Annotated in this window: 23 protein-coding genes and 1 pseudogene; 7 read left to right on the forward strand and 17 right to left on the reverse strand. The window is 73.9% G+C overall.

Translation table 11 applies throughout. From position 1 onward, the window contains the following. Entirely contained in the window at positions 1–489 is a 489-nt protein-coding gene (locus ACFYXC_RS07775) for a hypothetical protein (protein WP_389548132.1), read from the forward strand. A 68-nt stretch (positions 490–557) separates the two neighbouring features. On the opposite strand, the gene ACFYXC_RS07780 is transcribed toward ACFYXC_RS07775, so the two are convergent. The 5 genes from ACFYXC_RS07780 to egtA form a co-directional block, all read right to left on the reverse strand. Further along, positions 558–773: a dodecin gene (locus ACFYXC_RS07780; RefSeq protein ID WP_388905371.1), complete on the reverse strand. Its 216-nt coding sequence runs from the start codon at positions 771–773 to the stop codon at positions 558–560. Positions 774–897: 124 nt separating this feature from the next. Continuing rightward, on the reverse strand, positions 898–1,860 hold the full coding sequence (egtD, locus tag ACFYXC_RS07785) for an L-histidine N(alpha)-methyltransferase (protein WP_389548135.1): 963 nt from the start codon (positions 1,858–1,860) through the stop codon (positions 898–900). After that, complete coding sequence (egtC, locus tag ACFYXC_RS07790) at positions 1,857–2,663, reverse strand: ergothioneine biosynthesis protein EgtC (RefSeq protein WP_388905374.1); 807 nt, start codon at positions 2,661–2,663, stop codon at positions 1,857–1,859. The genes egtD and egtC overlap by 4 nt, the downstream gene beginning before the upstream one ends. Continuing rightward, the gene (egtB, locus tag ACFYXC_RS07795; protein ID WP_389548138.1) at positions 2,663–4,003 is read right to left on the reverse strand and encodes an ergothioneine biosynthesis protein EgtB; all 1,341 of its coding nucleotides are present in this window, start codon (positions 4,001–4,003) and stop codon (positions 2,663–2,665) included. Before egtB ends, egtC begins: the two co-directional genes overlap by 1 nt. Further along, the gene (gene egtA / locus ACFYXC_RS07800) at positions 4,000–5,325 is read right to left on the reverse strand and encodes an ergothioneine biosynthesis glutamate--cysteine ligase EgtA (protein WP_389548141.1); all 1,326 of its coding nucleotides are present in this window, start codon (positions 5,323–5,325) and stop codon (positions 4,000–4,002) included. The genes egtB and egtA overlap by 4 nt, the downstream gene beginning before the upstream one ends. Before the next feature lie 257 nt (positions 5,326–5,582). On the opposite strand from egtA, the gene ACFYXC_RS07805 reads away from it, so the two are divergent. Next, complete coding sequence (locus ACFYXC_RS07805; protein ID WP_389548143.1) at positions 5,583–6,464, forward strand: TIGR02452 family protein; 882 nt, start codon at positions 5,583–5,585, stop codon at positions 6,462–6,464. Here ACFYXC_RS07805 and ACFYXC_RS07810 read toward each other — a convergent pair. From ACFYXC_RS07810 to ACFYXC_RS07830, 5 genes and pseudogenes are all read right to left on the reverse strand, one after another. Beyond that, positions 6,449–6,895 (reverse strand): type II toxin-antitoxin system PemK/MazF family toxin, encoded by a 447-nt coding sequence (locus ACFYXC_RS07810; protein ID WP_388905379.1) that lies wholly within the window; start codon positions 6,893–6,895, stop codon positions 6,449–6,451. The two genes, ACFYXC_RS07805 and ACFYXC_RS07810, sit on opposite strands and share 16 nt — an antisense overlap. A 294-nt stretch (positions 6,896–7,189) precedes the next feature. After that, positions 7,190–7,396, reverse strand: a pseudogene (locus ACFYXC_RS07815) (hypothetical protein); the annotation flags it as partial. A 10-nt stretch (positions 7,397–7,406) separates the two neighbouring features. Next, on the reverse strand, positions 7,407–8,849 hold the full coding sequence (locus tag ACFYXC_RS07820; RefSeq protein WP_389548147.1) for an amidase: 1,443 nt from the start codon (positions 8,847–8,849) through the stop codon (positions 7,407–7,409). A 351-nt stretch (positions 8,850–9,200) separates the two neighbouring features. Then, positions 9,201–10,025 (reverse strand): HAD family hydrolase, encoded by an 825-nt coding sequence (locus tag ACFYXC_RS07825; RefSeq protein ID WP_389548149.1) that lies wholly within the window; start codon positions 10,023–10,025, stop codon positions 9,201–9,203. Between the two features lie 193 nt (positions 10,026–10,218). Beyond that, positions 10,219–10,782, reverse strand: coding sequence for an NAD(P)H-dependent oxidoreductase (locus ACFYXC_RS07830; protein ID WP_389548152.1), 564 nt, complete (start codon positions 10,780–10,782; stop codon positions 10,219–10,221). Positions 10,783–10,912: 130 nt separating this feature from the next. Here ACFYXC_RS07830 and ACFYXC_RS07835 point away from each other — a divergent pair, with 130 nt between their 5' ends. Both ACFYXC_RS07835 and ACFYXC_RS07840 read left to right on the forward strand, forming a co-directional pair. Then, a complete protein-coding gene (locus tag ACFYXC_RS07835) occupies positions 10,913–11,575 on the forward strand; it encodes a TetR/AcrR family transcriptional regulator (protein ID WP_388905384.1) in 663 nt (220 codons plus the stop codon). A 111-nt stretch (positions 11,576–11,686) separates the two neighbouring features. Then, positions 11,687–12,721, forward strand: coding sequence for a LacI family DNA-binding transcriptional regulator (locus tag ACFYXC_RS07840; protein ID WP_389548155.1), 1,035 nt, complete (start codon positions 11,687–11,689; stop codon positions 12,719–12,721). A 139-nt stretch (positions 12,722–12,860) separates the two neighbouring features. Here the strand turns inward: ACFYXC_RS07840 and trxA are convergent, their stop codons facing one another. After that, positions 12,861–13,232, reverse strand: a complete 372-nt coding sequence (gene trxA / locus ACFYXC_RS07845) for a thioredoxin (RefSeq protein WP_388905387.1) — start codon at positions 13,230–13,232, stop codon at positions 12,861–12,863. Between the two features lie 122 nt (positions 13,233–13,354). Between trxA and ACFYXC_RS07850 the strand changes: the two genes are divergently transcribed. After that, entirely contained in the window at positions 13,355–14,791 is a 1,437-nt protein-coding gene (locus tag ACFYXC_RS07850; protein WP_389548160.1) for a dihydrolipoyl dehydrogenase family protein, read from the forward strand. Positions 14,792–14,806: 15 nt separating this feature from the next. Here the strand turns inward: ACFYXC_RS07850 and ACFYXC_RS07855 are convergent, their stop codons facing one another. Next, the gene (locus tag ACFYXC_RS07855; RefSeq protein WP_389548163.1) at positions 14,807–15,466 is read right to left on the reverse strand and encodes a peptide deformylase; all 660 of its coding nucleotides are present in this window, start codon (positions 15,464–15,466) and stop codon (positions 14,807–14,809) included. Between the two features lie 150 nt (positions 15,467–15,616). On the opposite strand from ACFYXC_RS07855, the gene ACFYXC_RS07860 reads away from it, so the two are divergent. Beyond that, a complete protein-coding gene (locus ACFYXC_RS07860) occupies positions 15,617–17,029 on the forward strand; it encodes a PepSY-associated TM helix domain-containing protein (protein WP_389548165.1) in 1,413 nt (470 codons plus the stop codon). A gap of 63 nt (positions 17,030–17,092) precedes the next feature. On the opposite strand, the gene ACFYXC_RS07865 is transcribed toward ACFYXC_RS07860, so the two are convergent. Beyond that, complete coding sequence (locus tag ACFYXC_RS07865) at positions 17,093–17,440, reverse strand: tetratricopeptide repeat protein (protein ID WP_388905391.1); 348 nt, start codon at positions 17,438–17,440, stop codon at positions 17,093–17,095. A 175-nt stretch (positions 17,441–17,615) separates the two neighbouring features. Between ACFYXC_RS07865 and ACFYXC_RS07870 the strand changes: the two genes are divergently transcribed. Then, positions 17,616–18,581 (forward strand): pirin family protein, encoded by a 966-nt coding sequence (locus ACFYXC_RS07870; RefSeq protein WP_388905392.1) that lies wholly within the window; start codon positions 17,616–17,618, stop codon positions 18,579–18,581. 75 nt (positions 18,582–18,656) lie between these two features. Here the strand turns inward: ACFYXC_RS07870 and ACFYXC_RS07875 are convergent, their stop codons facing one another. From ACFYXC_RS07875 to ACFYXC_RS07890, 4 genes are all read right to left on the reverse strand, one after another. After that, entirely contained in the window at positions 18,657–19,592 is a 936-nt protein-coding gene (locus ACFYXC_RS07875) for a squalene/phytoene synthase family protein (RefSeq protein WP_389548168.1), read from the reverse strand. 115 nt (positions 19,593–19,707) lie between these two features. Further along, positions 19,708–20,625 (reverse strand): lytic polysaccharide monooxygenase, encoded by a 918-nt coding sequence (locus ACFYXC_RS07880; RefSeq protein WP_389548171.1) that lies wholly within the window; start codon positions 20,623–20,625, stop codon positions 19,708–19,710. 178 nt (positions 20,626–20,803) lie between these two features. After that, positions 20,804–21,451 carry a lactate utilization protein C gene (locus tag ACFYXC_RS07885; RefSeq protein WP_388905396.1) on the reverse strand — a complete coding sequence of 216 codons (648 nt, stop codon included), beginning with the start codon at positions 21,449–21,451 and terminating at the stop codon, positions 20,804–20,806. Then, on the reverse strand, positions 21,448–22,905 hold the full coding sequence (locus ACFYXC_RS07890; protein ID WP_389548460.1) for a LutB/LldF family L-lactate oxidation iron-sulfur protein: 1,458 nt from the start codon (positions 22,903–22,905) through the stop codon (positions 21,448–21,450). Before ACFYXC_RS07890 ends, ACFYXC_RS07885 begins: the two co-directional genes overlap by 4 nt. Between the last annotated feature and the right edge of the window lie 15 nt (positions 22,906–22,920).

A 22,920-nucleotide genomic window follows, 5' to 3' on the forward strand; every position in this document is an offset into this window, starting at 1 on the left:
GTGACGAACGACAGCAGGCCGCTCGCCGTCTTCGACCTCGACGGGACGCTCGCCGACACCGCGCACCGGCAGCGGTTCCTGGAGCGCAGCCCGCGGGACTGGGACGCCTTCTTCGCGGCGGCGCCGGACGACCCGCCGCTGGCCGAGGGGGTGGCGCTGGTACGGGAGCACGCCGAGGAGTGCGAGATCCTCTACCTCACGGGCCGGCCCGAGCGCTGCCGCAAGGACACCGAGGCATGGATCGCCGCCCAGGGGCTGCCCGGGGGCCCCGTGCGGATGCGCCGCGACGACGACCGCAGGCCCGCCCGGCGCACCAAGCTGCAGGTCCTGCGCACGCTGGCCCGGGGCCGCCGGATCAGGGTGTTCGTGGACGACGACGAGCTGGTGTGCGAGGACGCCGAACGAGCCGGCTTCCGGGTCGTACGGGCACGCTGGGCGGCCGCGTCGGCGGCCCTGAAGGCGGCGCAGGAGCGGGAGGGGCGGACCTGACGGACAGGACCGGTCCCTCCGGCGTGCGGGAGGGACCGGTCCTGTCGTCACATGGGGCGGGGCGGTCGTCAGTCCGCGTCCTCCAGGCGGAAGCCGACCTTCAGGCCCACCTGGTAGTGCTGGACCTGCCCGTTCTCGATCTGCCCGCGGACCTGGGTGACCTCGAACCAGTCGAGGTTGCGCAGGGTCTGCGAGGCCCTGCTGATCCCGTTGCGGATCGCCTGGTCGACGCCCTCGTGCGAGGTCCCGACGATCTCGGTGACCCGGTAGGTGTGGTCGGTCATGCGGGTTGCTCCTCTCCGCCGTGGCCCGTGTGCCACGTGTCGTTCCACGGTGCCCCACGGGGCGGGGGACCGCGAGATGTGGGCCCGGGAGCCCCGGGTCATCGCGGGCCCCGGTCCGGCCCGGTCACCGGGCCGTGCTCAGCGACAGCGCGAACCTCCCCCCGGTGTCCGTCCACCAGTGGGTGAGTTCGAGTCCCGTCGCCGCGAGTTCCGCGCGTACGCCCGCCTCCCGGAACTTCGCCGACACCTCGGTCCGCAGCTCCTCGCCCTCGGCGAACTCGACGGCCAGATCGAGCGCGGGGATCTTCACGGTCAGCGCGGAAAGGGCGCGCAGCCGCATCTCGATCCACTCCTCCTCGGCGTTCCAGCGGGCGACGTGGGCGAACCGGCCGGGATCGAAATCGGCGCCGAGCTCACGGTTGACGACGCTCAGCACGTTCTTGTTGAACGCGGCCGTCACACCGGCCGCGTCGTCGTAGGCCGCGACGAGCACCGACGCGTCCTTCACCAGGTCCGTGCCGAGGAGCAGGGCGTCTCCCGGCGACAGCAGCGACCGTACGGACGCCAGGAACGAGGCACGCTCGGCGGGCAGCAGATTGCCGATCGTGCCGCCCAGGAACGCCACGAGCCGCGGCCCGGGCGTACCGGGCAGCGTGAGACCTCCGGTGAAGTCGGCGATCAGCGCGTGCACGTCGAGCGCGGGACGCTCGGCGGCCAGCGCCTCACCGGCCTGCGTCAGCGCGCTCCCGCTCACGTCCACCGGTACGTAGGTGTGCAGGGCGGGCAGCGCGTCGAGCAGGTGCCGGGTCTTCTCGGACGAGCCGGAGCCCAGCTCGACCAGGGTGCGGGCACCGGTCGCCGCGGCGATCTCCGGGGCCCGGGCGGCCAGGATCTCGCGCTCGGCGCGGGTGGGGTAGTACTCGGGCAGTGCGGTGATCCGCTCGAAGAGCTCGCTGCCCAGCGCGTCGTAGAACCACTTGGGCGGGAGGGTCTTCGGGGTGTGGGTCAGCCCGTGCAGGACATCGGCGCGCAGCGCGGCCTCCGTGGCGTCCTCGGGCAGGGTGCGGGTGACCAGGAACGGGCTCACGTACGGGGCTCCTCGGGTGTCACGGATGCCGGTGTCGCGGATGCCGGGGGTTGGTCGATCTCCTTGAGCGGGGTGAGCAGGACGTCCGTGCGGCTCGCGGCGAGCAGCGTGCGGTCCGGCACCTCCTGCCAGTGCGGGTCGTCGTCGTACGGCTCGGACGCGACGACGGTGCGCCGGCCGGGCTCGGTCAGGTACCAGAGCGTGTCGCCCCAGGCGGTGGCGGCGATCACCTCCCCGTTGGTGAGCAGCAGGTTGAGGCGCGAGCCGGGGGCCGCCGCCGCGACGTCGAGGACCGTGTCGGCGAGGGCCTGGCCCTCCTCGTCGCCGCCGCGCAGCCGGTTCAGGAGCAGCGCCCAGACGAGCGCCGAGTCGCAGCGTGCCTCCATCGACAGCAGGTCCTCGGCGGGCAGTGTCCGGGCGAGCGGGGCCAGGGAGCGCGGCCAGCCGGCGATCGCGCCGTTGTGGCTGAACAGCCAGGTGCCCGCGGCGAACGGCGCCGCCGCGGCCTCACCGTCGGCGCCCGCCAGGGTCGCGTCACGCACCGCGGCGAGCAGCGCGCCCGAGCGCACCACCCGCGTCAGGTCGGCGAAGGACCGGTCGGCCCAGACGGGCCCGGTGCGCCGGTAGCGCGCGGGCACCGGGTCGCCCCCGGCGTACCAGCCGACGCCGAAACCGTCGGCGTTGACGGTCCCGTACCGCTGGCGCCGGGGCGCCCACGACTGGCGGTACAGGCTGTGTGCCGGGTCCACGAGGAGCCGCCCGAGCGGCTCCTCGGGACCCAGGTAGGCCAGGTGCCGGCACATCAGGCGCCGTCCGGGCGGGCGTCGCGAGCGGTGCGGAACCCGGAGAAGATCTGCCGCCGGACGGGAAGGTCCCAGTTGCGGAACGTCCCCCGGCAGGCCACCGGGTCCACCGCGAACGAGCCGCCGCGCAGCACCTTGTGCTCCGACCCGAAGAACACCTCCGAGTACTCCCGGTACGGGAAGGCGCTGAAGCCGGGGTAGGGCAGCAGGTCGCTGGACGTCCACTCCCACACGTCACCGATCAACTGCCGTACACCGAGCGGCGACTGGCCCTCGGGATAGCTGCCGGCCGGAGCCGGCCGCAGATGCCGCTGGCCGAGGTTGGCGTGCTCGGGCGTGGGGTCGGCGTCGCCCCACGGGTAGCGTGTCGAGCGGCCCGTCTCGGGGTCGTGGCGGGCGGCCTTCTCCCACTCGGCCTCGCTGGGCAGGCGCCGCCCCGCCCAGCGCGCGTACGCGTCGGCCTCGTACCAGCTGACGTGCAGAACCGGCTCGTTCGGTGGTACGACCTCGGTGGCGCCGAAGCGCCGCCGCAGCCAGTCCGAGCCGTCGCGGCGCCAGAACAGCGGCGCCTCGATGGAGTGCGCCCGGATGTGCGACCAGCCCTCCGGCGCCCACCAGCGCGGGTCGCCGTAGCCGCCGTCCGCGATGAACGCCTGGTACGCCGCGTTCGTCACCGGGGTGGTGTCGATCCAGAAGGGCGGCACCAGACGGGCGTGCGCGGGCCGTTCGTTGTCGAGTGCCCACGGTTCGGTGGACGTGCCCATCGTGAAGGTGCCACCCGGGACCAGCACCTCGGCGGGGCCGGTGAACGCGGGCGCGGGCATCGGGTCCGGCGCCGTCAGGGCCACCGGTCCCCTGCGGAGCTGGTGGGTGATCAGCATGGTCTCGTCGTGCTGCTGCTCGTGCTGGGCGACCATGCCGAAGGCGAAAGCGGCCTCGGTCAGCGGGGTGCCCCGCAACTCGGTGCTCTCCAGGACGTCGAGGGCCCGTCCGCGCACCTCAGCGGCGTAGTGGCGGGCCTCCGCGGGCGGCAGCAGGGGCAGGGAGGGCCGCTCGGCGCGCGGATGCTCGAACGCGTCGTACAGGCCGTCGATGTCGGGCCGCATCGCCGCACGGCCCGCGACCGTCCGCAGCAGCCACAGCTCCTCCTGGTTGCCGATGTGCGCGAGGTCCCACACCAGCGGGGACATCAACGGCGAGTGCTGTGCGGTCAGGTCGGGGTCCTCGACGCACGAGGTGAGGAGGGCGGTGCGCTCACGGGCGGTGAGCAGGGCCGTCAGCGCCCGCTTCCTGAGCGCCTCCGGGTCGAGGGACGTGGTGTCGGTACCGGGATCGGTCATGGGCGGATGTCCTTCCCGTGGGGCCGGCGTTCCGTGCCGTCGTAGGGGTGGCCTGTGCCGTCGCCGGCGAAGCGGTCGAGGAGGTCGTCGGCGGGGCAGCGGCCGCGGGCCACATAGCGGTCGGTGAACTCCGCCACCGCCCTGCGCACCCCGGCGCTCGCGCCGATCCGGGGCAGCGCGTCGGCCGCCGCCGCGAAACAGACGACGGCCGCCTCCCGCAGCTCGGGGTCGGCCAGGCCCGAGCGGGCGGCGGCCGTCCACAGCGGGTTGTGCGGGGCGGGCGAGGACCCGGCCCGTTCCGCGAGCGGTTTCACCGTCCGGTAGGCGGTCTCGGCGGCCTCCGGGTCGTCGAACAGCGCCGCCGTCACGGCCAGCGGCACGATCCAGCCGTCGTCGCCCGGCTGCGCGTCGATCATGCGCAGCTCCAGATGCCCGCGCGGACGCACCGGCGGGAACAGGGTCGTCTGGTGGTAGTCGAGGTCCTCCCGGCCGGGGGGTGCGTCGGACCGGGTCCACGCACGGAAACTGAGCCCGTCCGGCACGTGCCAGGGGCCGTCGGGTGCCCGTACGCACATCACCGGCGCGTCCAGGACGTGCCGCGCCCAGGCCGCCCGCGGGTCGCCGTCCAGGGGCGGGGCGCCCGAGCGGCCCGGATCCATCGCGGTCCACAGGGACTGCCGGGTGGAGCGCCAGCCCGTGGGCCTGCCCCGCGCCATCGGGGAGTGGGCGAACGCGCCCACCAGCACCGCGCCCAGCTGGTGGGCCAGCCACCAGCGCCGCCCGAGACCGAGCGGTCCGGGCTCCTCGTACCCGGCGTCCAGACAGACCTGGACGGAGGCGGAGGAGCACATCATGGCGCGGCCCTCGGGGCCCGTGCGGTCGAGGCACGCCTCCATGGCGTCGTAGCGCGGCTCATGGAGGAACCGGGTGGGTTCGTTCCAGGGGTCCTGGCCCACCCCGCTGAGGGCGAGACCCGCCTCGCGCAGTGCCGCGCGGACGACGTCGAGGTCCGCGGAGACGGACCCGACGCATTCCATCAGGGAGGCGGCGGGTGCGGAGCTGAGCTCCAGCTGGCCGCCCGGTTCGACGGTGAGCGCCGAACTCAGGGGCAGGGCCCGCAGCGCGGCGTAGGCCGCTTCGAGACGTTCTGGTGGTACGGGAAGCCGCGGATCGCGCGGCTCGTGGACGAGCCATTCGAGCTCCACACCGAGGAAGCGGGGCGGTCCGGTCTTGAAGCAGATGCCGCGGACCAGCGCCTCCACTTCGGCCTCGGTGACGGTGGAGCGGCGGGGCTCCGTACAGTCACACACCGAATCGGACATGTCGGGATCCTCCTGAGATTCCATCCATGCCGCCGGTCCGGGTCCTGAGGGCCGGACCGACAGTCGCTCGTCCCACCCAAGACCCTTACGCGGGTTCGCACAAGGGTGCCTATGGGCGCTTATGGGGGCCGGGAAACTCCGTTGCGGCGCCATACCAGGATCGCTCACCATGCGTTCATGAGCACGACGACGGCCGCGAGCGCAGCATCGCGGAGGAACGCACGGGACGCGGTCATGCCGCCCACGGGGGTGGCGGCATGAGCGCCCGGCTGCGCGCGATCGCACGCGAGACGGAGGAGATCGTCGCGGCGGGCCGGTACCGCGCGTCCGGCGGGCGCGAGGTCTCGATCGCCGCGGCGGCGGCCGCAGCCCGCGAGGGTACGCGGATGTACGGGCCGGAGCCCGTGCGGGCGCAGCTCCCCGGTCCCGCCGGCGCCGCCCGGAGCACTCCGGCGGACCCCGCGGACGGCTCGTCGGCCGACCCGGCGGACACGTTCTTCGAGGTCACAGGCGAGAGCAGCCTCGAAGCGGCGCGCCGGCTGACCGGCCGGGTCGCGGTACTGAACTTCGCCTCGGCGCGCAATCCGGGCGGCGGATACCTGAACGGCGCGCAGGCGCAGGAAGAGGCCCTCTGCCGGGCCTCCGCGCTGTACACGTGCGTGGTCCGGGCGAGGGAGTTCTACGACCACCACCGGACACACCGCGATCCCTTCTACACCGACCGGGTGATCCACTCCCCGGCCGTGCCGGTCTTCCGCGACGACGGGGGAGCGCTCCTCGACGAGCCGTACACCGCCGGATTCCTGACCGCCGCCGCACCGAACGCCGGAGTGATCGCACGCACCGCGCCGGAGCGCACGGCCGACATACCGGGCGCTCTCGCCTCCCGCGCCGAGCGGGTGCTGGAGACGGCGGCGGCCCACGGCTACCGGCGGCTGGTGCTCGGGGCGTGGGGCTGCGGGGTCTTCCAGAACGATCCGGCCCAGGTGGCGGGCGCGTTCCGCACGCTGCTCGGGGACGGTGGCCGGTTCTCCGGCACCTTCGAGCACGTCGTGTTCGGCGTCCTCGACCGTACGAGGGGAGCGGTGGTCAGGGGCGTCTTCGAGCAGGTGTTCAGGACCCTTCAGCGCCAGCCGTAGCGCTCCCGCAGCCGGTGCACCACCAGGTTGAACCGCATGCGGTCCAGCGCGCACGCCTCCCGGCGCATCCCCTTCTCGTGCAGCCGCAGCACCCGGTCCACGTCCACCCACGAGTCGCGCCCCGAGCGGTCCCACGGCCCGCTGCCGATCGGCACCCACTCCCGGTCGCCGTCGTGCCGCTTGCTGGACAGCTGCACGGCGAGGAACGTGCCGGCGGCCTCCCGGGCGACCACCAGCACCGGCCGGTCCTTGCCCCGGCCGTCGTTCTCCTCGTACGGCACCCAGGTCCAGACGATCTCGCCCGGATCCGGGTCGCCGTCGTGCGCGGGCGAGTACTCGGTCCGCACGGGCCCGACCCGCCGGGGATCGGCCCCGGCGGTGGCGAAGGGCCCGACCCGCCCGGGAACAGCACGCTCAACAGATCCAGTCACCCGCACAAGCTAACCCGCCCCCTGCCACCCCGGGGCCGCGGGCACCCGCCGTCTCTGCTGTGCGGGCTCCTACGCGTCCCCCTCCACGGGCACCCGCTGCGGAGCAGAGCCCGTCGGGAACCCGTTCACCTCCGCACCCGCCTTGCCCGCCTGTGTGTTCTGGCTCATGGTGGCGAGCAACTGCCGGGCAAGTCCCAGCCCCGTCCCACCCATGGTGAGCGCCTTGGCGAACATGTCGGACATCCCCTCGGCCCCGTTGAGCAGCACCATGTGCTCGACATTCCCGAAGGCCCCGGCACCCGCCTTCACGATCGTCCGCGGCGGCAGGTACTCCACCACCATCACCACCGTGCCCGACTCGATGCGGTCCTTGGCGGACGCGGGGTACGCGAGGAAGTGCTCGGCGCCGCCCCGGACGCGGACGATCACCTCACCGACGAGCCCGGGTCCCACCGTGCCGGTGACCCGCCCCATGAGACCCACCATCGACGCGTCGTCCATGACTCCAACCCTACGGGCCCGGGGGCGGACCGAACTCCGCCGCGTCGCCGTCCGGTCCGGGGGCGGGCCACCGTTCGTACCACCGCTGGTCCGCCTCCAGCTGTGCGGCGAGCGAGACGAGGAGCGGTTCGCTGTTCGCGGGCCCGAGGAGCTGCGCGCCGACCGGCAGCGAGCCGTCGACGAACCCCGCGGGGACGTTGACGCCCGGCCAGCCCAGCACGTTCCACGGCCAGGCGTACGGGCACGCGGCGATCATGGCCCGGTCCGTGCCGAAGCCGCTCAGCGCGTGCAGGGCGCCGATCGGGGGCGGCGGAGCGGCCGTCGTGGGCGCCAGGACCACGTCGTACGTCGCGAAGAACGCCCCGATCCGCCGCTGCAGCCGTGCCTCGGCGCGCCGGGCGGCCCGGAGCGGGGCCCCGCCGAGCAGCCGCCCGAGCCGGGCCGCCTCCAAGGTGCGGCGGTCCAGCACGCCGGGGTCGGGCAGCTCACGGACCCGCTCGGCGATACCGGCGGTGGCGCGGGGCACGAAGGCCAGCCCGATCCGCCCGTACGGCGGGTCGGCCTCCTCGACCTCGTGCCCCAGCGCGGCCAGCCGCTCCGCGAGGGCGACGACCCGCTCCCGTACGTCGGGGCGCAGCCGTGCGGGCAGCGCCGTGAAGGGGGGTCTGAGCGACAGGGCGATCCGCAGCCGCCCCGGCTCCCGGCCCGCCGCGTCGGACACGCGGAGCGCGGGCGGCCGGTGCGGATCGCGCGCGTGGTTGCCGCTCGCCGCGTCCAGGAGCAACGCGGCGTCCTCGACCGTACGGGCCAGTGTGCCGTTGACGGTGATGCCGTGGAAGGACTCCGGGCGCGGCCAGGTCGAGATGCGGCCGCGCTGCGGTTTGACGCCGATCAGGTGGGTCCAGGACGCGGGGATGCGTACCGAACCGGCGCCGTCCGAGCCCAGGGCGGCGGGGACCAGGCCGGCCGCGACGGCGGCGGCCGACCCGCCGGAGGAACCGCCCGGGGTGTGCCCGGTGTTCCAGGGGTTGCGGGTCTCGCCGAAGGCCGGGCCCTCGGTGAAGGGCCACTGTCCGAGCTCGCAGGTGTTGGTCTTGCCGACGATCACGGCCCCGGCCGCCCGCAGCCGGCGCACCGCCTCGCTGTCCTCGGCGGCCGGCGGGAACGCCCCGCAGCAGCCGAAGGCCGTCGGCGCGCCCGCCACCTCCATGTCGTCCTTGACCGCCACCGGCACCCCGAGCAGCGGCCGGTGTCCGCCCGCCGCGAGTTCCGCGTCCGCGGCGTCGGCCTCGGCGAGCGCCGCCTCGGCGCGCACCAGCCGGAAGGCGTTCAGCGTGCCCTGCGTGGCCTCGATCCCGGCGAGGGCCTCCTCGACGAGCTTCCGCGAGGACACCGAGCCCCCCGCGAGGGCGCGGGCACGTTCCGCGAGTCCCGCGGCACGGCCGGGAGTCATACGGACCACCTGGTCATACGGGCCACCTCCGGGAGGATGTCTACCGAACGGTAACCTCCGGACGGCCCGTGCGGTACGGGTCGGGCGACTTCCCTCGCCCGAACGGCGGTCCGTCCACCTCGCCGGCCCGCCGACGGTGGTCCACTCCGGCGACCCCCGGGTGGGACCGGACTCGACGCCTTCGTGCGGGAGTCGGCGGACTGCGCGAAGCCCGGCAGCGAGACCGTGATCCTCGGCCCGCGGGTGGACGAGCCCGCCGAGTGGATCGAGAACGGGGTCGCCCCGGTGGTCGAGCGGCCGGCCGGACCCGCCGGCCGAGCCCGGCCTCCCGGTGCCGTCCGGCGGCGTGGCCTACGCGGCCCGGCCGTGTGCCAGCCGTACGAACTCCTCCAGCACCCGGGCCACGCCGTCCTCGTCGTTCGAGGCGGTGTGGAACCGGGCGGCCCGCCTGACCTCGGGATCGGCGTTGGCCATGGCGTAGGGGCGGCCCACCACCCCGAGCATGGGCAGGTCGTTGGGCATGTCGCCGAACGCGGCGATGTCCTCGGGACCCAGCCCGAGGCCGGCGCTCCACGCCGTGAGCGCGCTGGCCTTGGTGACGCCCGGCGCGCTGAACTCGACCAGCGCGAGACCGGTGGAGTGGGTGGTCTCGGCGTCGGCGCCCGCACTGTGCCGTGCCCGCGCGTGGAAGTCGCGCAGCGACAGCGCCGGATGATGCGCGAGGACCTTGAAGACGGGACGGTGCGGGTTCCGTGCGAGCAACTCGTCGGCGTCACCGATCAGTTCGACCGACGACTCGCCGTACGACCAGGCGGGGTAAGCCTGTTCGTGGCCGAAGTCCTTCTCGTACTCGAAGGCGAAGGACACGCCGGGCACCGCCGCGCGGACGCGCGCCACGAGCGCGGAGAACGGCGACAGGCGTACGGCCGTGCCGTCGGGCGCGTACACGGCGGCGCCGTTGGCGGTGATCGCGAAGTGGCGTCCGATCCCGTCGTGCAGGACGGGGAGGCTCCGCGGAGGCCGGCCGGTGACGAGCACCAGACGGATGCCCGCCTCCTCGGCCGCCACCAGCGCGGCCGCCGTGCGTCCGGACACGGTTCCGTCACCGCGCAGCAGCGTCCCGTCCAGGTCGGTGGCCACGAGCTTCGGCGCGGTGGCGGGGGCGGACGTCGTCATGGTGGACCGGCACCTTCCGGGGGAGTCCGGCCGGCGGTGGTGCCGCCGACCGGTGGAGCGATCCGCGGAAAGGGCCGGAGCGGTCCGCTCCGGCCCTTCCGACGCGTGCGACGTGCGGCATGCGACGTGCGGCATGCGATCGACTGCGTGCGGCACGCGCCCGGCCGGCCGCGCGCCGCGGAACGTACCTCGGTCAGGCGGCGACGGACGCGGTGGCCTGGCCCTTGAGCCGGGCGACGACCTCGGTGAGCTGGGCGGCGATCTCGGTGTCGTCGCCGGGGTGCGTCTCGGCGAAGCGGACGACCGACTCGGGGATGGAGAGCTTGATGTCCTCGATGACCTTGGCGCCGGCGATCCCCGCGGCCTTGCGGGCCTCGTCCTGCGCCCAGACGCCGCCGTACTGGCCGTAGGCGGTGCCGACCACGGCGAGGGGCTTGCCGTTGAAGGCGCTCGCGCCGTACGGGCGGGACAGCCAGTCGATGGCGTTCTTCAGGACGGCCGGGATGGTGCCGTTGTACTCGGGCGAGAAGAGCAGCACGGCGTCGGCGGCGGCCACGGCCTCCCGCAGCCGCGCGGCTGCGGCCGGTACGTCGCCCTCGACGTCGATGTCCTCGTTGTAGAAGGGGATCTCGGCCAGGCCCTCGAACAGGTCGATCTCCGTGCCCTCGGGCGCGATCTTGACGGCGGCCTCGGCGAGCTGGCGGTTGTGGGAGCCGGCGCGGAGGCTGCCGACGAGCGCGACGATGCGAACAGACATGGGAACTCCAAGAAGGGGTGGAACGAGGGGGGAAACATTGCCGTAACGATCCGGACCGAGGTCCGTTTAAAGTTCTACCAGCGAAACGGACCGCGGTCCAGTTTTCATCCCCCGGCGTTACGCTGTCTTCATGTCCGCCTCCCTGCCGCCCTTCCCCCGACCCCAGGAGCCGACCGACGAGCCCGTCCTGCTGGAGCTGACCTCCGGGGCGGACGAACCCTGCCTGCGCGCCGACGCGGCCCGCAACCGCGCCCGGCTGCTGGACGCGGCCACGCGCCTGGTCGCCGAGCACGGCGCGGCCGGCGTGACGATGGAGGCGGTGGCCGCCGCGGCCTCGGTCGGCAAAGGCACCGTCTTCCGCCGCTTCGGCGACCGCACCGGCCTGCTGATGGCACTGCTGGACCACTCCGCCAAGCAGCTCCAGGCCGCCTTCCTCAGCGGCCCGCCGCCGCTTGGCCCCGGGGCGCCGCCGGTCGAGCGGCTGCGCGCGTTCGGAAGTGCCGTCCTGCGCCAGTCGGCCGAGCAACTGGACCTGCAGCTGGCGGCCCAGCCGGAACCGGCCCGCCGCTTCTCCTTCCCGCCCCAGCGCTTCCTCACCGGCCACGTCACCCTGCTGCTCCGGCAGGCGGTGCCGGACGCCGACGCGACCCTCCTCGCCCAGGCGCTGATGGGCTACCTCGACCCGGCCCTGATCCACTACCTGACCACGGAGTGCGGGATGCCGATGGAGCGCCTGGAGGCGGGCTGGACCGACCTGGTCGACCGCGTCACCCGTACGGAACTGCCCCAGTAGGAAGGCGACTTGGGCCAGGCCGCGCACCGGCCGGCGGCGCCGGACGTCCGACCTCCACGGCGCCCCCCGGCCCCGGGCCCGTCCCCCGCCTCTGCGAGGATGCCGTACGTCATGGTGCAGATACCGAAAACGTCCGCCCCTCCGTCGCCCGCGCCGCACTCCGTGCCGACGAGTGCCGATGTGGCCCGTCTGGCCGGTGTCTCGCGAGCGACCGTCTCCTACGTCCTCAACAACACCAGCGCCGTACGGATCAGTGAACCCACCCGCCGGCGCGTCCACGAGGCGGCCGAGGAACTCGGGTACGTACCGCACGCCGCGGCCCGCACTCTGCGCGCCGGGCACAGCCGCATGGTCCTGATGCCGGCCCCCGACGTGCCCGTCGGCCCCCTCTACAGCCAGTTCGTCAACGAACTCCAGTGGGCGCTGAGCCGCCTCGACTACACCGTCGTGCAGTACGGCGGCCTCGGCCTCCAGGGCGACGAGGCGGCCCGCGCCTGGGCCGAGCTGCGGCCGGTCGCGGTGCTGGCGCCCGGCGGTGGCCTCGGACCGCGGGGCGTGGCCGTGCTCAAGCGCTCCGGCGCCCGCGCCGTCGTCACCCTCGGTCCCGAACGGGTCGAAGGAGCACACGCCCTGCTCATGGACCACCACGGTGTCGGCCGCGGTGTCGGCGCGCACCTGCTGGCCCGGGGCTACCGGCGCGTCGGGGTCCTGGTGCCCGAGGATCCCGGCCTGGCGATCTTCTCCAGACCCCGGCTCGAAGGTGTACGGCAGGCCCTGGCCGGCACGGACGCGACGGTGACCGAGGTGCCGCTCGCCTACGACGAGAAGGCCGCGGCCGACCTCGCGGGGCGCTGGCGCGCGCTCGGCCTGGACGCCGTGTTCGCGTACAACGACGAGTTCGCGATGCTGCTGATGCGCGCCCTGCAGGACGAGGGCGTCGGCATACCGGACGAGACGGCCGTCGTGGGCGCCGACGACCTCATGCTCGGCCGGCTGCTGCGTCCGCGGCTGAGCACGGTCCACATCGAGCTGCCGTCCGGGCGGGAGCTCGCCGAGCTGGTCGACCGTGCGGTGCGGGAGCCGGGGGCGGCGCCGGAGGCGCACGAGGTGCTGGGGGCGACGGTCGTCCACCGGGAGTCGAGCTGACGGCTCCGCCGTCGGTTCGTCGGCCCCGTCCCGTCCGGTCTGCGACCGCCGGACGGGGCGGGGCGCCGACGGCCGTGTGCCGGCCGCGGCGGGGTGGGGGTTGCTCGCGCCGTTCCCCGCGCCCCTTCGGGGCGCCGTTCTACTGCTTGGCCTGTTCTTCCGCCACCGACTTGCGGACCTCGTCCATGTCCAGCTTGCGGGCCTGGCCGATGACGTCCGCCAGCGCGGCCTCGGGCAGCGCGCCCGGCTGGGCGAAGATCGCCACCTGGTCGCGGATGATCATCAGGGTCGGAATCGACTGGATGTCGAAAGCCGCGGCCAGCTCCGGCTGCGCCTCGGTGTCCACCTTGGCGAAGACCAGGTCGGCGTTGGCCTCCGCGGCCTTCTCGTAGACCGGCGCGAACTGCCGGCACGGGCCGCACCAGGACGCCCAGAAGTCGATCAGGACGAACTCGTTGTCGGTGACCGTCTGGTCGAAGTTCTCCTTGGTGAGCTCCACGGTGCTGCTCATGGTGTCGATTCCTTCTTCCTGGGGTCGGTGCGTGGCCGCTGTGCACAACCGTGCCGCTCGACCGGGTATTCCGCGCACGTACCCGTGTGGCCACGGCCCACACCAGCGGCCAGACTGACCCCATGACGGAAACGGAAACCAACGTGTACGACGTCGTGGTGCTGGGGGCCGGGCCGGTGGGGGAGAACGTCGCCGACCGCGCCCGCGCGGCCGGCCTCTCCACCGCCATCGTGGAGAGCGAACTGGTCGGCGGCGAGTGCTCGTACTGGGCCTGTATGCCCAGCAAGGCCCTGCTGCGCCCGGTCATCGCCCGCGCGGACGCCCGCCGGGTACCCGGTCTGAGCCAGGCCGTGCAGGGCCCCCTCGACACCGCCGCGGTCCTCGCCCACCGCGACTACTACACCTCGAACTGGAAGGACGACGGCCAGGTCCAGTGGCTCGAAGGCGTCGGCGCCGACCTGTACCGGGGGCACGGCCGCCTCGACGGGCCGCGCCGGGTCACGGTCGAGGGCCCCGACGGGGAGCGGCACGTCCTGACGGCCCGGCACGCGGTGGCCGTCAGCACCGGCTCCCGCGCCGTGCTCCCCGACCTGCCGGGCATCGCCGACGTCAAGCCGTGGACCAGCCGCGAGGCCACCAGCGCGCAGGCCGTCCCGGGCCGCCTCGTGGTGGTCGGCGGCGGGGTCGTCGGGGTGGAGATGGCCACCGCCTGGCAGGCCCTCGGCTCCCGGGTCACCCTCCTCGTCCGCGGGGGTGGCCTGCTACCCCGCATGGAGCCCTTCGCCGGGGAGCTGATCGCCGAGGCCCTCACGGAGGCGGGCGCCGACGTGCGGACCGGTGCTTCGGTCGAGTCGGTGACCCGGGACGGTACGACGGTCGTGGTCACCACCTCCACGGGCGACCGCATCGAGGCCGACGAGATCCTCTTCGCCACCGGACGCGCCCCGCGCACCGACGACGTGGGCCTGGAGACGGTCGGCCTCACGCCCGGTTCCTGGCTGGAGGTCGACGACAGCTGCCGGGTCACGGGCAGCGACTGGCTGTACGGGGTGGGCGACGTCAACCACCGCGCCCTGCTGACCCACCAGGGCAAGTACCAGGCCCGGATCGCGGGCGCCGCCATCGCCGCCCGCGCGTCCGGGGTGCCCATCCTGGAGACCGACGCCTGGGGCGCCCACTCCGCGACCGCCGACCACGCGGCCGTCCCGCAGGTCGTCTTCGCCGACCCGGAGGCCGCCGCCGCGGGCCTCTCCCTCGCCGAGGCCGAGCAGGCCGGACACCGGGTCAGGGCGGTCGACGTGGACCTCTCCTCCGTCGCCGGCGCCGGCCTCTACGCCGACGGCTACCGCGGACAGGCCCGGATGATCGTCGACCTGGACACCGAGACCCTGCGCGGTGTCACGTTCGTCGGCCCCGGCGTCGGCGAGCTGATCCACTCCGCCACGATCGCGATCGCCGGCGAGGTCCCGGTGAACCGGCTGTGGCACGCCGTCCCGTCCTACCCGACGGTCAGCGAGGTGTGGCTGAGGCTGCTGGAGGCGTACCGAGACAGCAAGTAACCCCGCCCGGCAACCCTAGAGAGCGAAGCCCAGCCCCTCCGCCGCGCGCGCCGGAGTGGGCTGGGCCCAGCGCTGCGCCATCGCCTCGTTGGAGGACAGCGAGCGCAGTTCGGCGCGGTCGAGGTAGAGCGTGCCGTCCAGATGGTCCGTCTCGTGCTGGACGATCCGGGCGGGCCAGCCCGTGAACACCTCGTCCACCGGGCTCCCGTGCTCGTCCAGGGCCAGCAGCCGCACCTCGGCGGGCCGCGCCACCACCGCCTGCCAGCCCGGCACGCTCAGGCAGCCCTCGAAGAACGCGGCACGCGCCGGGCCCACCGGCTCGTACACCGGATTGACCAGGACGCGGAAGGGCAGCGGCACCCGGCCGCGTACCTCGCGGATCTCGTCCGGGACCGGCGCCGGGTCCTCGATCACCGCGAGCCGCAGCGGGATGCCCACCTGGGGCGCGGCCAGCCCGACCCCCGGCGCCGCGCGCATCGTGTCGCGCAGCGCCGAGACCAGACGCGCCAGGAGCGCGACGTCCAGCTGGCCGTCGAACGGCTCGGCCGCACGGCGCAGCACCGGGTCACCGGCGGTGACGATCGGCAGCGGGCCGGGCCGGGAGAGGAGCTCCGCCACCCGGTCGCTGAGGGGCATGGGGTCGCTGAGGGGCGTGGGTTCTCCGGAACGTGCCATCGCGCCAGCATGCCAAGACGACGCCCGACATGCGCTGTGACCCACGCCACACAAACGTTCGGGAACTCAAAGGCCCCTTCCTCCGACTACTGCACCGCAACGGCCGAGTACGGCCCCCGTCGTCCCCTGCCCGACCGGAGAAGCCAGCCGATGTCCACCGCTCCCACGACCACCGGGACGGACGCGTCCCCGCAGTCCGTCGCCCCCGCCCCCAGACGCAGCGGCTGGGCGCCGCTGCGTCCCCTGGTGCTGCGGCTGCACTTCTACGCCGGAGTGCTCGTCGCCCCGTTCCTGCTCGTCGCCGCCACGACCGGCTTCCTGTACGCGGCGTCGTTCCAGGCCGAGAAGGCCCTCTACTCGCACGAGATGACCGTCCCCGTCGGCGACGACAAGCTGCCGGTCTCGGAGCAGGTCGCCGCGGCCCGCAAGGCCCACCCGGAGGGCACGGTCTCCGCGGTGCGGCCCTCGCCGAAGGACGACGAGACCACCAGGGTGATGCTGTCCGGCGTCCCCGGCATCGGCGAGACCCACACCCTCGCGGTGTTCGTCGACCCGTACACCGCCGAGGTGCGCGGCGCACTCGAACAGTACGGATCCACCGGCGCGCTGCCGCTGCGGACCTGGATCGACGAGTTCCACGCGAACCTGAAACTCGGCGACGACGGCCGCCTCTACAGCGAACTCGCCGCCAGCTGGCTGTGGGTGATCGCGGGCGGCGGTCTGGTGCTCTGGTTCAGCCGGCGTCGTACGCAGCGCAGGATACGCGGGACGAGCGGCCGCCGACGCACCCTCGGCCTGCACGGCTCGGTCGGTGTCTGGGCCGCGGTCGGCTTCGTCTTCCTCTCGGCGACGGGCCTGACCTGGTCGACGTACGCCGGAGCCAACATCGACGAGCTGCGCACCTCGCTGCGCCAGGCGACCCCGTCCGTGTCGGCGGCCGCGGGCGGCGAGCACTCGGGCCACGACGCCGGCTCCGCCGAGGGCGGCGTCGAGCACGGCGTCGGCCTCGACAAGGTGCTGGCGTCCGCGCGGGCGAAGGGCCTGGGCGACCCGGTCGAGATCGTCCCGCCCGCCGACGACTCGTCGGCCTACGTCGTCAGGCAGGTCCAGCGCAGCTGGCCCACCAAGCAGGACACCGTCGCGGTGGACCCGGCGACCGGCGAGGTGACGGACACGGTGCGCTTCGCGGACTTCCCGGTCCTGGCGAAGCTCACCCGCTGGGGCATCGACGCGCACACCGGTGTCCTCTTCGGCCTCGTCAACCAGCTCGTGCTGATGGCCCTCGCCCTCAGCCTGATCCTGCTCATCCTGTGGGGCTACCGCATGTGGTGGCAGCGGGGCCGCGCCTCGGCGTTCGGCCGTCCCGTCCCGCGCGGCGCGTGGCAGCAGGTACCGGCGTACGTCCTCGTCCCGCTGATGGCGGGCATCGCCGTCCTCGGGTACTTCGTGCCGCTCCTCGGCATCACGCTGGCGGCCTTCATCGCGGTGGACGTGCTCCTGGGCGAGATCGCGTACCGGCGCGGCAAGCGCACGTACGGGCCCGCCAAGGAGTCCGCGACATAGCGGGAGGCGGGGCCCCGGTACCGGCCCCGCCTCCCGCTGCTCACCGTGCGCTCGGCCCGCCGCTCACAGCGACGCGAAGTCGCCGGCGAGGGCCGAGGCCAGTCGCAGGTGCGGCTCCGCCTCCGCGGTCCGCCCCTGGCGCTGGAGGGTGCGGCCGAGCATGAGGCGGGCGTAGTGCTCCACGGGGTCCCGCTCGACGAGTACGCGCAACTGGGCCTCGGCCCGGCCGAGCTGGGCCGAGTGGTAGTACGCGCGGGCCAGCAGCAGGCGGGGCCCCGTCTCCGCCGGCACCTCCTCGACCAGAGTGTCGAGAACGCGCGCCGAGGCGGCGTAGTCCTTGGCGTCAAAGAACATCCGGGCGCGCTCCCAGCGCTCCGCGGACGTCCCGTGGTCGTAGTACGTCGTGTCCACGTCTGACCTCCTTCGACGGGCAGAACCGCCCGGGTTCGTTGAATATTCCACTACCGGGGGGGTGGGGGTGCGGGCCGAACCGTCCGTGGGCGCGCGCCGGTTCCCGGTCAGGTGGCCGCGGGGCGGCGGTGGGACGGCATGACGGACACATCCCGACAGGGCTAGGTTGTGGGCCATGAGCAATCTTGATCGCGAGGCCGTTCCCTCGCTGTGCGGCGGCCGGGGTTTCGTGGTGGCGGAGCCGGTGCGTGAACTCCTCAGCCCCCGCCGGGTCAAGCTCGGCGAGTCCAGCGAGGTCCGGCGGCTGCTGCCCAACCTGGGCCGGCGCATGGTGGGCGCCTGGTGCTTCGTCGATCACTACGGTCCCGACGACATCGCGGAGGAACCGGGGATGCAGGTCCCGCCGCACCCGCACATGGGTCTGCAGACCGTCAGCTGGCTGCACGAGGGCGAGGTGCTGCACCGCGACTCCGAGGGCAGCCTGCAGACGATCCGCCCCCGCGAGCTGGGCCTCATGACCTCCGGCCGGGCGATCAGCCACTCGGAGGAGAGCCCCCGGTCCCATGCCCGCTTCCTGCACGGCGCGCAACTGTGGGTCGCCCTGCCCGACAGTGACCGCCACACCGATCCGCACTTCGAGCACCACAGTGAACTGCCCGTCGTGACGGCCCCCGGACTGCGGGCCACGATCATCCTCGGGGGCGTCGACGGGGCCACCTCGCCGGGCACGACGTACACGCCGATCGTCGGCGCGGACCTGACCCTCGCCCACGGCGCCGACGTACGCCTCCCGCTGGAGCCGGACTTCGAGTACGCCGTGCTGTCCATGTCCGGCGAGGCGCACGTGGACGGTGTGCCGCTGCTGCCCGGGTCCATGCTCTACCTCGGCTGCGGCCGCACCGAACTGCCCCTGCGGGCCGTGTCGGACGCCGGCCTCATGCTCCTCGGCGGCGAGCCGTTCGAGGAGGAACTGATCATGTGGTGGAACTTCATCGGCCGCTCCCAGTCGGACATCGAACAGGCCCGCGCGGACTGGACGACGGGTTCGAGGTTCGGCGAGGTGAAGGGGTACGACGGCGGCCCGCTGGCGGCGCCCGCCCTTCCGGCGGTACCGCTGAAGCCGCGGGGGAGAGTGCGCTGAACGAGGAGGACACCCGCACCCACCGCGGCACCCTCGGGCACCTGGCCGTCAACCGCCGCCCCGGGCGGTGACCCCTCATCCGACAGGGGTGCCGCCGGGTGCGCCGGTGGGCGCGGTGCGGGGTGACGCGCTGCGGGTCAGCAGACGCAGGCAGGCCAGGGGGCGGTCACGCACCGGGCGGCGGGTGATCGAGGCGCCGCGGGAGGTCACCGTGCGCAGGCGCTGATGGTGCAGGTCCAGGACGAAACGGATCAGGCGGCGGTGTTCGCGCGGGCAGTGGTCCAGGAGGACGCCGGCCTCCCAGAGCGTCGTGTGCGCGGTGGCGGCGGTGGCCGCGATCAGCGCGCGGACTTCCGGCAGGTCGCGGCCCTGTTCGAGGTCCTCGCGTGTGACGCCGTACCGGTCGAGGTCGCTCACGGGCAGGTACAGGCGCCCGCCCCGCAGGTCCTCGGACAGGTCGGTCAGGATGTCCGTCCGCTGGGCCGCGTCGGCGAACAGACGGCAGGCGGCGGCGAACCCGGCGCTCCCGCCGCCCTCGTGGGCCAGTCCCGAGGTGATCATCAGGAACGGCCAGGTGAGCTGTTCCACGTACCGCTGGTAGTCGGCCTCGGTGGCGAAGCCGGGGAAGTCGAGGTCGATCCGCGCGCCGTCCAGGTACGACTCGACCCACCGGTGCGGCAGTTCACGGGCGGCGGCCGTGTGCAGGAAGGCGCGCAGCAGCGGGTGTCCGGCGCTGCCCGACCCCAGGGCCGTACGCACCTGCGCACTCCAGGCGTCGTAGCGCCGGACGCGCTCCGCGACCGTGCCCCGGTCGCAGAGGTCGTCGGTGTACGACGCGAACGCGTACCCGGCGAGCGCGTGCGGCTGGTGCGCGGCGGGCACCAGCAGGCGCACCGCGAGATAGCCGGCCGGCTCCCGGCGCCGCATGAACCGCGCGACCTTGCCGTAGTCGTCGCGCAGCGCGCCCTGGCTCACCCCGGCCGCTTCCAGGCTCCTCCGCCAGGTCCGCACGTTCCACTCCCTGAGACCGCCATGCTGCGGCGCCGATCCGTACCACTGATCCGCACCGCCGGAGCGACGCAGGCTATCAGTGGCGTGATCTTCGGCGGTCGGCAGGTCCGGGGCGTCAGCGCCGCCTGCGCAGGGTGAACGCGGCGCCCGCCGTGATCAACAGTCCCGCCGCGCCGCCCGCGATGAGGGGCAGGGCCGGGGCCCGGTCGCCCTCGGTGGGGGAGGAGACCGTCTCGCCGGGCGTGCTGGTCAGGGTCTGCGTGGGCCGCACGGGCGTGCTCGCGACACCGGACGCCGACTTCGAGGGGGTGGGGGCGGTGGGGGTCCTCGCCGCGGCGGACTTCGTCGGCGGCGCGGTGGGGGCCGGTGTCGCCGGCCCGGCGGCCCCGGCGCTCTTCCGCGCCGCGGGGAAGACCACGTCCGAGCACGAGTAGTACGTGTCCGGCGTGCTGGTGTTCTGCCAGATCGTGTAGAGCAGGTGGCGGCCGGTGCGGTCGGACGGCAGCTCGGCCCGGATCCGGTAGGCGCCGTTCACCAGCGCCGGGTCGGTGGCCGTGGCGAACGGCTCGGACGCCAGGTCGGACCACTTGAGCGGCTTCGCCGGATCGTAGCCCTGCTTCGTCAGGAACAGCTTGAACGTGCCCGTGTGCGGAATCGTCGACCGGTACGTGAGTGTCATGCCCGCCCCGGCGGCCAGCCGGGTCGAGGGCCAGTCGGCGCGGGCCAGGTCCAGGCCCCGGTAGGCGGCGAGCCCTCCGCTGCACAGTTCGCCGTCCGGCACGACCTGCCGGTCCCGGCCGCCCACACCCGCGAGGCGCAGGTTGTCGAAGGCGGCGACGCCGGAGGCGACGGCGGCCCGGCAGGCTGCCGACTGCGCCCGCTGCCCGCCCGAGGGCGAGCAGGCCACCGACCGGCTGACCGGATCCGTCGGCGCCCCGTGCGCGGCGGCGGGCCCGGCGGCCCACACCGTGAGCAGCAGCGGGGCCGTCCCGACGAGGGCGAGGCGGGCGGCGGTGCGGGGTGCGGTCGTCATGGGCGGGACTCCTCCTGGCGCGGCGGACGGGGGAGCCCGCTGTCCCTGAAGTACGAAAGAGGCACGGGAGGCGTTCAACTCCCCGTACCGGCCGACGATCCGCCCCCCCGTGGGACGGGCCGGGCGCCTCCTGACGTGACGGCTCCGCGACGTCGGTGACGGCCTACGGACGCGCCCGTCAGGGGGCGCCCACCAGCACCACCTCCAGGGTGCGCGGACCGTGCACCCCCTCGACCCGGTCGAGTTCGATGTCGCTGGTGGCCGACGGACCCGAGATCCAAGTAAGCGGACGGGCCGGATCGAGGCGCTCCAGACCCTGGGGCACGGACGACACGACCTGGTCGGGGACGCGGACGACACAGATGTGATGGTCCGGGACCAGCGTGATCCGGCGGCGGCCCTGGTCCGGGCCGCCGTCCAGCACGATGGTGCCGGTCTCCGCGACGGCGACGGCGCACGCCGTGACCACGCTGTCGACGCGGTCCAGCTCGGCCGGGGTGTCCGCGGCGCTGTCGAGCAACCGCGTGACGTCGGTGGCGGCGAGCCACCCGGGGTCCAGGCCCGCCGGTACGACGACCGACGTGGAACCCCGCTCGGCCAGCAGCCGCGCGACGGTCGCCGCCAGTTCACCGGCCGCGCAGCGGTGCACCAGCGCCCGGTAGTCCGCCAGGTTCTCCGCCAGCAGATCCACCGTCCGCCCGACGCTCCGGTTCCCGTGCTCGCGCAGATACCGGCGCTCGAACGCCTGCTCGTACGGCGTGTCGTCCCGCGGCACGTCGGCGAGCGCGCGCCGCACCCGGGCCAGGATCAGGTCCCTGCTGCTCACTTCGCCGTGTCCTTTCCGCCGTGCGTCCGCTGCCACCAGTCGCGGAACGGCTCCGCGGGAACCGCCGGCACGGACCGGGTGTCGCTCCATGCCCTGCCGGGTCCCGGCAGCGTCCGCGGATGGAAGCGGCGCGTGCGGGACGCGAGCCGCTGGCCGGCGCGCAGCGCGCCCGGACGGCTGAACGCCCACCGTGCGGCACGCATCGCCGCCCGCTCGGCGGCGTGCCCCTTCGCCGGCTTCACCAGGACCTTGACGCCCTCGCGGGTCACGGCGCCGCCCTGCACGACCCGCTCCCGCAGGTGCACCAGCACCTCCGGGATGTCGATCGCCACCGGGCAGACGTCGTAGCAGGCGCCGCACAGCGACGACGCGTACGGGAGGGAGGCGTCGATCTCGCTCTCCGTGCCCCGAAGTTGAGGACTGAGGATCGCGCCGATCGGGCCCGGGTACACCGAGCCGTACGCGTGGCCGCCCGCCCGCTCGTACACCGGACAGACGTTGAGACACGCCGAGCAGCGGATACAGCGCAGCGCCTGCCGGCCCACCTCGTCGGCCAGCGTGTCGGTGCGCCCGTTGTCGATGAGGACCAGGTGGAAGTCCCGCGGACCGTCCCCGTCCGTGGTGCCCGTCCAGGTGGAGGTGTACGGGTTCATGCGCTCGGCCGTGGAGGAGCGCGGGAGGGTCTGCAGGAAGACCTCCAGGTCCTGCCAGGTCGGAACAATCTTCTCGATGCCGACGACCGAGATCAGCGTCTCGGGCAGGGTCAGGCACATCCGGCCGTTGCCCTCGGACTCGACCACGACCATGGTGCCGGTCTCCGCGACCATGAAGTTGGCCCCGGAGACGCCGACCTTGGCGCGCAGGAACTTCTCGCGCAGGTGCAGGCGCGCCGCCTCGGCCAGTTCGGCGGGCGTGTCGGTGAGACCCTCCGGCGCCGGGCGGCCCCACTCGCCCATCTCCCGCGCGAAGATGTCACGGATCTCGCCGCGGTTGCGGTGGATGGCCGGGACGAGGATGTGCGAGGGCCGGTCCTTGCCCAGCTGCACGATCAGCTCCGCGAGGTCGGTCTCGTAGGCGTGGATGCCCTCGGCCTCCAGCGCCTCGTTGAGGCCGATCTCCTGCGTGGCCATCGACTTGACCTTGACGACCTCGCTCTCGCCGGTCGCCTTGACGAGGTACGTGACGATCCGGTTGGCCTCGTCCGCGTCGGCCGCCCAGTGCACGGTGCCACCCGCCGCCGTGACGGACTCCTCCAACTGCACCAGGTAGCGGTCCAGATGACGGAGCGTGTGGTCCTTGATCTGTTTGCCCGCCTCGCGCAGCTCGGTCCAGTCGGAGACCTCCGCGACCGCGTTCGCGCGCTTGGCGCGGATGGTGTGCGTGGCGTGACGCAGGTTGTCGCGCAGGGTCTGGTTGTGGACGGCCTCGTGCGCGGCCTTCGGAAAGGCCGGCATGCCCAGATACGTCCC

Origin of the sequence: Streptomyces sp. NPDC002701 (assembly GCF_042889045.1) — a bacterium.
GTDB lineage: Bacteria > Actinomycetota > Actinomycetes > Streptomycetales > Streptomycetaceae > Streptomyces.